At 40.7% G+C, this 13,539-nt stretch carries 10 protein-coding genes and 1 pseudogene; 1 reads left to right on the forward strand and 10 read right to left on the reverse strand.

The annotated features are described in order from the left end of the window. Positions 1-106: 106 nt before the first annotated feature. From GPK58_RS01270 to GPK58_RS01280, 3 genes and pseudogenes are all read right to left on the reverse strand, one after another. Positions 107-907, reverse strand: a complete 801-nt coding sequence (locus GPK58_RS01270) for a helix-turn-helix transcriptional regulator (RefSeq protein WP_015527044.1) — start codon at positions 905-907, stop codon at positions 107-109. A 351-nt stretch (positions 908-1,258) separates the two neighbouring features. Further along, a pseudogene (locus GPK58_RS01275) lies at positions 1,259-2,655 on the reverse strand (MFS transporter). 169 nt (positions 2,656-2,824) lie between these two features. Continuing rightward, complete coding sequence (locus GPK58_RS01280) at positions 2,825-5,863, reverse strand: glycoside hydrolase family 2 TIM barrel-domain containing protein (RefSeq protein ID WP_215638081.1); 3,039 nt, start codon at positions 5,861-5,863, stop codon at positions 2,825-2,827. 199 nt (positions 5,864-6,062) lie between these two features. Between GPK58_RS01280 and GPK58_RS01285 the strand changes: the two genes are divergently transcribed. Further along, on the forward strand, positions 6,063-6,926 hold the full coding sequence (locus tag GPK58_RS01285) for an AraC family transcriptional regulator (protein ID WP_044961974.1): 864 nt from the start codon (positions 6,063-6,065) through the stop codon (positions 6,924-6,926). Between the two features lie 88 nt (positions 6,927-7,014). Here GPK58_RS01285 and GPK58_RS01290 read toward each other — a convergent pair whose 3' ends face one another. The 7 genes from GPK58_RS01290 to GPK58_RS01320 form a co-directional block, all read right to left on the reverse strand. Then, complete coding sequence (locus GPK58_RS01290; RefSeq protein WP_252195737.1) at positions 7,015-7,578, reverse strand: hypothetical protein; 564 nt, start codon at positions 7,576-7,578, stop codon at positions 7,015-7,017. Between the two features lie 263 nt (positions 7,579-7,841). Beyond that, on the reverse strand, positions 7,842-9,452 hold the full coding sequence (locus tag GPK58_RS01295) for an amidohydrolase (protein WP_173741533.1): 1,611 nt from the start codon (positions 9,450-9,452) through the stop codon (positions 7,842-7,844). A 3-nt stretch (positions 9,453-9,455) separates the two neighbouring features. Beyond that, positions 9,456-10,907: an alanine/glycine:cation symporter family protein gene (locus GPK58_RS01300; protein WP_021652308.1), complete on the reverse strand. Its 1,452-nt coding sequence runs from the start codon at positions 10,905-10,907 to the stop codon at positions 9,456-9,458. Positions 10,908-11,211: 304 nt separating this feature from the next. Next, the gene (locus tag GPK58_RS01305; RefSeq protein WP_021652307.1) at positions 11,212-11,742 is read right to left on the reverse strand and encodes a EutP/PduV family microcompartment system protein; all 531 of its coding nucleotides are present in this window, start codon (positions 11,740-11,742) and stop codon (positions 11,212-11,214) included. Positions 11,743-11,760: 18 nt separating this feature from the next. Continuing rightward, entirely contained in the window at positions 11,761-12,192 is a 432-nt protein-coding gene (locus tag GPK58_RS01310; RefSeq protein WP_015527036.1) for a BMC domain-containing protein, read from the reverse strand. 11 nt (positions 12,193-12,203) lie between these two features. Next, entirely contained in the window at positions 12,204-12,569 is a 366-nt protein-coding gene (locus GPK58_RS01315) for a BMC domain-containing protein (RefSeq protein ID WP_015527035.1), read from the reverse strand. 341 nt (positions 12,570-12,910) lie between these two features. Further along, the gene (locus GPK58_RS01320) at positions 12,911-13,414 is read right to left on the reverse strand and encodes an NUDIX hydrolase (RefSeq protein WP_092069605.1); all 504 of its coding nucleotides are present in this window, start codon (positions 13,412-13,414) and stop codon (positions 12,911-12,913) included. Positions 13,415-13,539 lie beyond the last annotated feature (125 nt).

Below are 13,539 nucleotides of genomic sequence, written 5' to 3' on the forward strand. Positions count from 1 at the left end.
ATAAAACTCTGTTTTCTACAAATATTTTTATATTATATCATCCACACATGAAATCAAATACATAGCACTGTAAAATCAAAGTAAATATTTCGATCAACAGAACCTTTTATGACAACATCTCTTTCACACAAGTACTTCGATAATCACTTGGTGATATTTTATATCTTTCTTTAAATACTCGGTTAAACGTTCTCTGACTTTCAAATCCACTATCCAGACAAATGTTTGTAATAGAATCACTCGTATTTTCCAAACGATGGCATGCATAGTTTAGCCTTGCATCGTTAAGATATTGATTAAAGTTTCTATGGAATGTTTTGGAAAAGAGTCTGGATAAAACATATTTGCTCACGCCCAGGTCTTTTGCCATCTCTTCCAACGAAAACTTCTTCTTGAAATTTGCTGATATATAGGAAACTGTCTGGTAAATAAGATCGTTGCTCCCCACACTGCTCTTTTCTACCAAATTTAATTTTCCTATGCAGCGTGCCAACACAATTTGAAGATATGCCTGTGCAACAGTAATATCCGACTGTTCTGTCTCTAAAATTGCATTTATAACCCTATATACCTCCGGTTCAACCTTTTCCGCTTTGATGATTGGATATTCAGGAGCCATGGATTGCATGATATCTGCAAATTTGGCTATCGTAAATGGCGATGCAATCAGATAAGTCGCTTTATTTACACCGGGTGTCAGTACCTGATAGTGATGAATAACATCTGGAAATACAAAGCCTATATCTCCTTTTTCCATATGGTATAGTTCCTGTCCGACACCAAGTTCTAATGATCCACTTGTTACACAAACGATCTCCAGTGCATTATGAAGATGTGGTTCAATATGTTTTGACTTCCTATTTATTGCTATGATCTCCTCTTTTGTGTCAACATATTTTAACTGCATGAAATACTCCCCTTTGCAACATTTGTCTATATCTTCTTTCGATTTGGCAAGCAATCCTTTTACACCTATCTTATAATCAACTTGTAAATAAGGAAAGGAGGAATTGCAAATGAGCAACCTAAAAAAATATCTGAATGACCTTTTAGTATTCTACACTGAATATTTTGAGCATCCTTACCATGTATAAATACTAAAAGGACTATTTTGTGAAAACTGAATATTTTCTTAAGGCCATTTCACAAAAATGAAGTGGTCCTTTTTTATTTTCAAAATACAGTTCTATCACTTTATATATAGAAAAAAGCACTGTCTCATCGAGCAACGACCAGACAACGCTTTCTCCTGTCAATTCTAATTTATGTCTAATGCATCTGTTACTTCATCTGCAGCAATTCCTTTTTCTGCTTTCAGTTTTTTATTTGCATCTTCTACATTCATTCTTGAAAGTACAAACATAATCAATACATCAAAGATTAACGGAAGCCAAAGATACATAAACTGCATCATATCAAGTGCAGACTGCGGCTGAGTTGCATTTGTTCCGATATATCCACTGAACTCAAGCAGCCATCCAACAACAGCGGTTCCAATACCTCCACCGATTTTTACGCCAAGAGAAGTACAAGAGTACATCGTTCCGTCAATTCTCTTTCCCTGTGTAAGATAAGTGTATTCAGAGCAGGATGCGATAACTGCATTCATATCTCCCTGCCATGGTCCCTGACCTAAGGCTGCAAGAGCTGTAAATGCCATCATCAGCGGAACACTGCCCATATATCCTGCAACAACAACAAGTGCTCTACCGATGACTGCTAAGACATAACCTCTTAAGTTCAGTTTATACATACCTTTCCACTTACCAACTAATGTCGGTGTGAAAATCAGAGCAATGATCAGTGGAATATTTACTGCCCATGCAAATTGTCCAAACAAATTCTTATTTTTCAGTACCCATGTCATGTAATAAATGCCAGCTCCAATCATGGCACTATATAACTGCTGTAAAATATATGTTCCACAAATCATCATGTAATATTTGTTTTTAACAAGAAGCTTGAATGCCTGTACCATTCCGTACTTTTCATTATCATCCTTTACTTCTCCTTCGTTAAGTTCTTCCTCAGGAAGTTCCTTAACAGAAAGTGCTGAAATCGTATTTATGACAAGACCAATGATTGCATAGATAATAGCAACCGTTCTCCATGCCGCAGCATCTCCACCACATTTATCTACAAATCCAACTGTAATCGCCTGAATCAGAAGACTTGTTGAAAACGCAAAAATAAAACGGTAAGATCCCATCTGCACACGCTCTTTGCTGTTCTTTGTAATCAGTGACGTAAGTGCTGAGTAAGCAATATTGTTTGCTGTATAAAACACACCATTTAACAGTGTATAAGAGATAAAGAACCATGCGTATTTAGCCGTTGTTCCAAAGCTGACTGGTACTGCAAAGCAGCAGACCAGCGTAATGGCACAACCAATGTATCCGTATAGCATCCAGGGTTTCGCTTTTCCCATTTTACTGTGTGTTTTGTCAATCATTGATCCAAAAAATATATCCGTAAAACCATCAAATAGTTTTGATACGGCAATCAGGGTACCTACGACACCGCAGCAAGTCCTACTGAGTCCGTCAGATAGACCATCATAAAAGATGTCAGGAACGCATAGACTACATTACCTGCAATATCGCCTGATCCATATCCAATTTTGTTATACCATTTCAAATACTTTTTTTCTTCCATCGAATTTCTTTGCTCCTCATCTTCATCGCACTTAGAATTTCAAGATGTCTAACAGAGTATGATGTCTAATTCTAGTTTTTTCTCTGTTTTTGTCTGATTGCTCTGTATATCCGGACTTTACATAACAATCAGACTCTCTTTCCTTGTTTACGGGTTACATGAAACTTTATTATCCCTTTACATACGGTATCAGTGTAAACTGAAACCGGAATAATACATCATCAAATCGGTACTGATCCAATACAACTGGACCACAACTATTAGAACCAATGCCATTTAATGCGTAGTCAACGCAAAATACTACACTATCTGATTCTGTCAGTTCATAATTATGCGTTTTCTTCTCAAGTTCTTCCTGCGTATAATAAGAAGCATTGAATGAAAATGCCTTTTCTGCGGATGCCACAATTCCATATCGGCTGTTGTTAAGCTCTACATATTCACAATCATAATGGCTTCCATTTTCCTGTGGGCGAATATAATCCTCATGCAAATCATCTACATTTGCCTGATACAAACCGTGGCTCGCAGCCTGATGTTTGTCACAATAGCTTTCCTGTGGTCCCATTCCAAAGTATCGTGCAGCTGAAAGTTTTTTATCCAGGAACATCCTCACACCAAATCTCGGAAGATCCGGGAATTCATCGTCTTTTGTTACTGCAATATCTGCATCAATCTTTCCAGCAGCTTCTATTTTCCATGTAATCGTCACATCAAGAATCTTCTGTACTGTCTCTGCCACAACGGAAGCATGGCTTGTAATCTTCACACCATGTTTTCCCTGCACAACCTCTGTCGTATAGGCTCTTGTGTAAGCCTTATCATAGTGGGCTTTCTTCCATTCAGACTTGATGTACATATCATTATCTGTTGGTGCCCTCCAGATATTTAATTCCATCGGGTGGTTCAGATATTCCCGACCTGCAAATTTCATCTCTGTAAAGAGTGCAGTACGTTTGTCTATGGTATAAGCAAATTCACGCCCCTTGATATGAATCTGTGTATCATTTTCATTTACCTGTAATTCAAAGTCCACTACTGTTTTTGGTATCCATTTCTCTGCAAGTTTACATTTTGTATCCTCTTTACTTACCTCAATTTCATCAAATCCAAGAATATGGTCTTCATCCAACAGTGGCAATTCTTTTTTCAGATGGTAAATAAGTTTTAAATAACATTTCCCATTCTCTGGAACATTGATCTTCAGGTTTGTTTTTCCTTCCCCGTGTGGTGCCACAGAAAACTCCGGAAGTATGCCTTTGCTGATCACAAGACCATCCTGTGTCAGCTCATAACTAATCTTCACATAATCTTTCAAGTCATCAAAATCCATGTAGTTATGAAGCACCAGTTCTCCGCTTTCTTTGTTATAGGAAATAACTCTTGCCGGGCGATAAACATTCTTGTATTCCAAAAGTCCTGTATGTACCGTTCTGTCCGGATATACTAATCCATCCATACAGAAGTTGCCATCATGAATTTCTTCGCCATGGTCGCCCCCATAAGCATATATAGTCTTTCCATTCTCAGCAGTTCCATGAGCAATCGCATGGTCACACCATTCCCAGACAAAGCCGCCGCACATTTTATCATTATCCTGAATCATCTGGAAGTAATCTTCAAAATCTCCAGGTCCGTTTCCCATGCTGTGACAGTACTCTACCAAAAGGAAGGGTTTGCTTCCATCTTTATCCAGATATTCCTGAATTTCGGAAAGCGCTGGGTACATCCGGCTGTACACATCCAGATTGCTGTAATCATATGTTTCATCATAATTACGGTATCTTGCACTCTCATATTGTGTGATACGGTCTGGATCAAAATTCTTTGTCCATTCCAGTGCTTTTTCAAAGTTACAGCCATAAGCACTCTCATTTCCCATTGACCACATAACAATACAGAAACGGTTTTTGTCACGTTCCACCATGAGTTTTACGCGATCAACGATTGCCTTTTCCCATACCGGATCATCTGCAATCTTCTCATTCCATCGTTTAAACCGATTGTAATCAGTGTCTTCTTTTCTGTAGATCATAAATGGACCATGAGCTTCAATATCTGCTTCATCTATTACCATGAATCCATACTTATCACACATTTCATAGAAAAATGGTGCGTTCGGATAGTGGCTGGAACGGATCGCATTAAAATTATGCTGCTTCATTAACGTAAGATCGGTTGTAATCTGTTCCGGATTGATTGTAAATCCAGTAACCGGATCAGAATCATGTCGATTGACACCACGGAATTTAATCTTCTGTCCATTTAAATAAATAACCTGGTCTTTAATCTCTATCTTTCTTAATGCAATGTGATCTACAATTACTTCATTCTCTGTTTCAAGAATCAGTTTATATAGATATGGATTTTCTGTATTCCAAAGTTCCGGACTTGCGATTTCTAATACAGCTGTTCCTTCTTCAGCAATACTTCCTAGTGCTACAACTGCTCCGTTTCTATCTTCAATCGAAATTTTTACATTTAACGGAGAGTAGAATTTCATTTCAATTTCTACTTTCGCAAGCATATCCTCAATTCTTGTTTTAATATGATAATCACTGATTGCCTCTTTTGGGCGTTTCAAAATGTACACATCCCGGAAAATACCACTCATACGGAATTTGTCCTGATCTTCCAAATAGGAACCATCACACCACTTCATTACCAACACTGCCACCGTATTCGTTCCATCCTGAAGTACATCGGTAACATCAAACTCACTGGTCATATGCGAAACCTGGCTGTATCCTATGTAAGAGCCATTGATCCATACGTAAAAGCAACTGTCTACTCCTTCAAAGTTCAAAAAAGATTTTGGCGCATTCTCATCTCTACTGTACTCAAAAGTATGTACATAGGCTCCACACGGAATGTCCTGTGGCACATATGGTGGATCAAACGGAAACGGATACCGGATGTTTGTATACTGGTGTGTATCATATCCTGCCATCTGCCATACACTTGGAACCTGAATCTCATCAAAATTTTCTGTATCATAATTCTTCTCAAAGAAAGAATCCTGAATGTCATAGATGCTGTTAAAATACTGGAATTTCCAAGTTCCATTCAATAACTGCATACGATCTGACTCTTCTCTGTGTTCCACCAAGTTATCCATTCTTCTGGATGCCGGAATATAATAGGCTCTAGCTGGCATTGTGTTTTCGTGCAGTACGCTTAGATTTTCATAATAACGTGGTACGATCATAAATAACTCTCCTCCAATACATATACTTTTTTGTTCTTTGTTTTCCTAAAGCAAACCTTATACTTTACTTTTTGTTTACGTTCCTTAGTTATGTTATATATAGCTTATCCTAATTCGCAAAATATGTCTATGAATTGGATTAGACAAAATATGCACTAAATGATACAATGATAAAAAGTACGAAAAGAGGTGCTGTCCTATGTATTTGAACACCGGTTATTTGAACCACTCACATATGGATTTCAAAGACAAAAGTCGTCCGCTGATTGTCGGTAGCTGTGGTACTTACCGTCTTTCCAGACATCCCAAACTTCCGACCTACCGTCCAAAGGGTCGTCTGGATTATCAGATTATATATATCACTGCTGGTTGTGGGCATTTTCATTTTGATAATGTAAATAATGAAACGATTGTTCCAGCCGGCAACATTGTACTGTACAGACCGAAAGAACTCCAAAAATATGAATATTACGGAGAAGATAAGACAGAAGTATACTGGATTCACTTCACAGGAAGCAATGTGAAAAATATCTTACGTCAATATGGGTTTCCGGATAAAGAACGTGTCTTTCAAGTGGGTACATCTAATGAATATGAACAAATTTTCAAACGTATCATTATCGAGCTGCAACGCTGTCAAGACAATTATGAGGAAATGCTTGTCCTTTTGCTACGTCATCTTCTGATCAGTTTCCACCGGGAACTGACAAGAGAGCACATATTAAAAAATGAATACCTTGATCATGAGATGGATAATGCTGTTACCTTTTTCAGTGAAAACTACAATCAAAATATCAATATTGATGATTATGCTGCCTCACGAGGCATGAGTGTCAGCTGGTTTATCCGAAATTTCAAAAAATATACCGGTTCTACACCAATGCAATTCATTGTGGGAATCCGCATCAACAATGCTCAGATGTTACTTGAAACAACAACTTATTCCATCCATGAGATTTCTAAGATTGTCGGATATGATAACCAGCTTTATTTCAGCCGACTTTTTCACAAGTTGAAAGGATATTCGCCGAGAGAATACCGAAAAATAAGAAATAGGTTATGAAATCTATAATGTCATAAAAACTAAATGTCAAAAAAGGATGCCAACGAATCAAAGCAGATTACGTGACATCCTCTTCTTTTTATTAGTGCTATTTTATAAATTCAACCGAATAGTAATACATGTACTCATTATCTGTATCTATATGCTCCCCTGCAATATCCTGTATTGGCAACGAGCTTAACCCTTTTTCTCCATAAATCAGTGCTGCTAATCCTTGCTCTGTTCCATACTCTATCTTGCATTTGTTTTCAATAGTCGTTGCTGATTTTCCATAATATTCCCTGTTTTTAACTCCCTCCAAAATTGGTATTTCTGTCATATATTTTGAATATTTATCTGCTGCGATGAGCTTTGCAGTAAAATTATCAAAATCCGGTGTAATGACAATCAATCCATTTGTGGAAGATTTCACATTTTCATAGGAAAGTTCCAAAACTTTTTTATGTGAAACTCGTTGTCCAAGCTGATATTCTGACAAGTAAATAGATAACGTTTTAAATGTATCCCTTGAATTGTATCGAAACATCATTGTTCCATCAATTCCTGATAACAATTCAGCAGTTTTCATTTCTATACTATCTGAGTCTACTGCTTCAATATAGTTTTGTGGTTGTCGCAATTTATTACATACGATGGATCCAAAAGTAACCATAGATATTCCCACTACAATTTGAAATGATCCATACGGTTCTCCTTGTTGTTCTGAAATTTGTGGATATGTAAATACTGCCTGTTACTATATGTAAAGAGAGTGCTTTTATCTTTATTATTGTTGCTTTTACAGTATATCATTCAGCGTAAAAAAAGTATAGGACAACCGAATATTTGTTCTGTACTTTTTACTGCACCACACAAAAAAGGCAGAGCCTGCTCCACTCAGACTCTGCCTCTCACTTTTTTCTTTTTATACTGCCGTCATTCTTCTACTTTTCTCTCATAAACGATCTCACCGCCAAGAACTGTCATATCCACTTTCGTGGTCTTGATCTCATCCGGATCAATCTTATAAATATCTTTCTCCAGAACTACGAAGTCTGCATTTTTTTCCACTTCGATGGTTCCGTTCTCGTCTTCTGTATAGGAAGCGTAAGCTGCGTTTTTTGTAAAAAGCTTCACCGCCTCATCTACAGACATTTTTTCAGATGGAATCCAGCCTTCCTGTGGCTGACCACTGATATTTTTGCGGGTGACTGCAAAATAAATATTCTCCATGGCATCAAAGCTTACCACAGGAGCATCCGAACCGCCGGACGTATGAATTCCCATATCCAGCATGCTCTTCCATGCATACACCTTATCCATACGGTGTGCGCCGATGGCAGGTTCCACTGTGTTCATATCCAGATCGATAAATACCGGCTGGATATATGCCAGAAGATCCTGGTCTTTCATCCCCTGCAAAATACGCGGATTGGTGATCTGGCAATGTACGATACCATGTCTGCCCTTTTTATTATCCTTCCGGTAAGGAGATTTCGCAGCTGCCTCAATGACCATATCCATGGCACGATCGCCGATACAGTGTACCGCTGCCTGCATCTGATGCCGGTCAAAAAAAGCAAACAGATCGTCAAGCTCCTCCTGACTGAATGTAATGATCCCGGTATTTCCCGGCGAATCCTCGTAAGGCTCATTCATGGCCGCTGTTCTTGCACCAAGGGAACCATCCTGGATCAGCTTCATTGGTCCGACAGTAAAGTGATCCCCCCTCTGTCCGGTACGATATCCTTCCTCAATAAAAGCCTTCGCATCCTCCGCCCGCTCAAAAAGGCACTGCTCATAATGGCGGATACTCAGCTCTCCTCTGGCATCCAGTGCCTTGTAGGAGGCCATGATCCGACGCCAGTTTTTCCCCGGAAGTGAGGCAAGATCATCGGACTGTACACCTGTAAATCCACATTCATTCAGCTTCTTCGCACTGTATTTGATGTAGTCTTCCACTTCTTCCTGGGATGGTGCTTCCAATACGGAAGAATAAAACTGTACTGCATTCTCCTTCAGAAGTCCGGTATCCAGGTCAACCTCCTTCTCAATCTCCGGAAACTCCGGGATTTTTTTCAGAAGCTCCAGACCGCAGCTGTTGCACACAGCCACATGCCCGCAGACACGCACCATAATGATGGGGATTTCCGTTGAGAGCGCATCCAGCTCATCCTTGTGCGGATAGCGTGGCTTATCAAAATGTTCCTCATTCCAGCCTCTGCAGTAGAGCCAGGTCAGCTTCTGACCTTTGCTCTCCTCCAGTCTTTTTTTTGCTGCGGCAAGCATTTCCTCAACACTTGTGCAGTCAAACAGTTTTACAGATCTTTCCACAAATGCATAATGCAGCATATGCATATGTGTATCCACAAAACCGGGCAGCATCAGCCTTCCCTTAAGGTCGATCCGCTTTTTGCAGGAAAAAGCTTCCGCTTCTTTATCAGTTCCCACAAAAACGATCCGGCCATTTTCGATTCCCACAGCCTCTGCCACTTTTTCACTGTCATCCAGTGTTCTTATACATCCGTTAAAAAAAATTGTATCCACTGTTTATTTTTCCTCTTTTTCTTTTTTATCCTCGTAGAAAAGTGCCATATCCTTGTCTACCTTTCCGATTCCCATGTAACGCGCCTTGTAATCCTTCAGCAGTTTAAAGAAAGTACCACTTAAGATAAATAATGTGGCAACATTTACAAATGTAGGGAATACGGTTGTAAAGTCTGCAATTACCCACAGCTGCGCCGGTGTTCCGTTTCCGTAAAGAGTAAGCACTGTGACCAGAAGACCCCATAATGGTGTTCCAAGGATAAAAACCTTCTCTGCGATCTTCAGAACCTTCTGATTATTTTTCAGCCAGTGCTTCAGGATCACGCTGTAGTAGGTGAACCATCCGGTTGATGTTGTTAATCCAAAAAGAAAAATACTGATCGCGATCAGTGCTCTCGCAATGGAGCCCATTCCAGACTCAAATGCTGTCAGTGTCAGCTCTGATCCCTGAAGTCCTGAATTCCAGTAGCCGGTGATGATAACAACAAGACCTGTCATGGAGCAGACTACGATGGTGTCTGCAAATACCTCAAATGCTCCCATCAGTCCCTGTTTTACAGGATGGTCTGTCTTTGCGGAAGCATGGATCATAGGAGATGTTCCCCAGCCTGCCTCGTTGCTGTATACGGAACGGGCAAAGCCAAGACGCATTGCTGTTGCAACACCGGCTCCCATAAATCCGCCGACTGCCGCCTGTGTTGTAAATGCACCCTTGAAGATCAGTCCAAAGGTTTCCGGCAGCTTGTCAAAATTCACTACCAGTATTGCGAGAGAGCCTACAATATAAAGCATGCACATGATCGGTGTCATATAGGAAGAGATCACGCCGACTTTCTTTACACCGCCGATGATGATCAGATAGATCGCTGCCACATACAAAAGTGACGGTACGATGTACGGCAGGTGGAAGGTACTTCCGACAGCCTCTGATACTGTATAATTCTGCAAAGTAATGAACCATGTCATGAAAATACAGCCGCCGAACAGTACTGCAAAAAGTTTCCAGAAAGGAAGCTTTTTCTCTCCGCCAAGACCCTTCTGCATGTAGTAGGTCGGGCCTCCCTGGTACTCACCGTTTGGCTGTTTCTCTCTGTAGTATACAGCAAGTGTTACCTCTGCCATCTTGATGACCATGGCAAGAAGCGCTGCGATCCAGAGCCAGAATAATGCCCCAGGTCCTCCTGTTGCAATAGCCGTTGCAACACCGGACATATTGGATACACCAACAGTACCTCCGATCGCAATGGAAATAGCCTGGAACGGTGTCAGGCTCTTTCCGTCATCTCCGCCTTCCTGGCGACGTTCTTTACTGAACATGTTTTTCACAATGTAACCAAAATGGCGGAACTGGAAGAAACCGGAACGTACTGTCAGATATACGCCTGTAGCGAGGATCGTGATCAGCAACGGCAGTCCCCAGAGCCAGTTGGTCAGATTTTCAAATAATTCAAACATCTTTTCCTCTCCTGTCCTTCTTATTTTTTGTCTTTTGCATCCATTCGGAAAATCTGTGTATAGAATATAAAAAATCCCCGGAACATGAAGGCCGATACGGATACCCGGTGTTCCCGACATACAGCTCTTCTGCCATATATCTGCGAGCCCCGTTTCTATCCTCTTTATCCTTCATGCTCTGGGGATCTTACATTTCAGCCCACGAATCTTCCAAACGATGACAGTATATCACAGTTCCGGAGGAATTTCTACTTTTTCTGTTTGAATTTTGTATTTTTATTCATTTTTCGTGAATATTACTATTTTACCGTATGGATTCCGGATACTCCACCCCTTCCGGCATGGAATCCCATTCGTTAAGACCAAGGCTCTGCTTGAATTTCGCCTGTTCAAGCGTAAGCTTCGGGAGATCATCCTGCAGATAATCCATCAGCTCGCTGATGCCTTCCCTGGTCTTGTTATTTACCATAAAGATCCTCTCACAGCCCATGTTCTCCATCCACTGTCTGACCATAGGAATATTGGCATGGGGAGAATCCACCTTGGTGATGATCCCGATCAGCGGCCGTAGGAGAAAATTCCTGCTGCCGTCACTAAACAGGTTAAATGGCTCATTGGCTGCCTGTACAATGGCGATCACATCCGCCTCAAAGGAAAAGCAGGCCAGTCCTACGCTGAAATGCTTGGATTCCGCATATTCTCCCGGTGAATCAATAGTATCTTCATTTGTATTGGTATACTGAGTCTTATGATAATGAAGCTCTTCCCCTTTAAGCGCCTGTGTCAGGGATGTTTTGCCGGCTTCACTTCGACCCATCAGAAAAATTTTTTTCATTTTTTATCCCGTCCTGCCTCAGCTTCTGTGGATCTTACAGACATCGAATTTCAATGTCTCATGGAAAAATCGTACCACTTCCTCCACAGCTGTCATCACTTCCGTAAAACCGCCTGTCAGGATCAGCGTCCCACAGAAACGATCCATAAATCCTACTTCCACATGAGCTGCCTTCACTGCAACATCTGCCGCAACCACGATTGCCTCCCAGGGTGTGACACGGACCATGCCGATGGCATCTCCTCTGTGATCTTCACCTTCATGAACACCGATATGTAACGCAAGATTCTCATAAACAGATTTATCACTTGGTGTAAAAACATGTGCAAAGGAAAGCTCCTTTCCAGGTACTCTCACCCGGGTCAGCCGAAGTCTTCTTCCCTTAAGGTTCTCATAATCATCATGAAACAGCCTCTCCAGCAGTTCTTCCTTTGTTATCCGTTCTTCCATGGTACACTTCCTTATCGCTTGGTGATATTGCATACTACATATCCCAGAGTATCACGGAAATAATCCACGATCTCCTCCATTGCAGTCTGCACATCGGAAATCTCTCCTGTTATGATCAGTGTTCCTGTAAAACGGTCTGCAAATCCAAGATACACATTACCGCTCTTCACAGCAATATCGGATGCGATCACAGCAGACTCGGAAGGTGTCATATTCATGATACCAATTGCAGATGATCCATAGTCCACCTGCGGATTCAGTCCAAGCTTCTGATATATGATAGGTGCCGGACCACCCATGATATGGGCAAATGTGATCTCCTTACCGGCTACGGTTTCCTGTACGATTCTGATCTGATCTCTATGTTCATCCGCCATTGATGATTCCTCGCTTTCAAAAATTTCGTATTACAGCATTTTTTTAATTACTGCTATATTCTTCCCGATTGATCTATAGCACTCTCAGAAATTACTGCATCAAGTTCAGCTGTGCAAAACATAATTTGATGCGTCAGATGTTCTCGACGTACGTAATATTCGATAAGCCGGACTCTGTTCATCCGGCTTATAATTTCCCTACGTTAAATTTTACTATCTGAGCCTCTTAATGTCAATACAATTCTTCGAAAATAAGGCAAAAAACAACGTTAATTGAAATATAAATCCACAGAAAACAACATCTATTTCCACATCAGGATAAAAATCATTCAAAAATCTGCTTAAAACTCAAACACCTTCTTAATACTGTCATAATGTAGGAATTTTCCCTCTGCGGCAAACGCCCGGATCTGCTCCAGGGTTGCAAACATATATCCGTCTGTCTCTTCTGTCTGAAGCTTCAGATCCTTATCCTCCACATCCATGACAAAACGGTACACATCCACAAAGTAATTATCTCCTTCCCCCGGATTCTCTCTTTTATATGTAAAAAGGTATCCGCCCTCTGCCTCACTGGCGTCCAGTCCGGTCTCCTCTTTCACCTCACGGAGTACTGCATCACGGGAAGCCTCTCCTGCCTGGGCTGCACCGCCGGAAACCTCCCACCAGCCCGGAGCCCAGGCCTTTGTCATCACACGTTTGGTAATAAGAAAGGTCTTGTCCGGTCTTGCTACCACACCCAAAACTGTCAGATGATACTCTCCATCCTTTAAACACCAGTCATTGCGCTTCATAGTTCGTCCTGTCGGTTTCTTATCTGCATCGTAAATATCCCAGAATTCCATTTTATCTATCTCCTGTCTTTTTACAGAACGCGGAAATACAGTCTTACATTTGATCCGTTTCAGCCTGCCCGTTTCTCCGTTTTCTGTATCTTTTTTATTTGTTATGATAACACGTTAAAATCATA

Source organism: Blautia sp. MCC270, assembly GCF_018785605.1.
GTDB lineage: Bacteria > Bacillota > Clostridia > Lachnospirales > Lachnospiraceae > Blautia_A > Blautia_A fusiformis.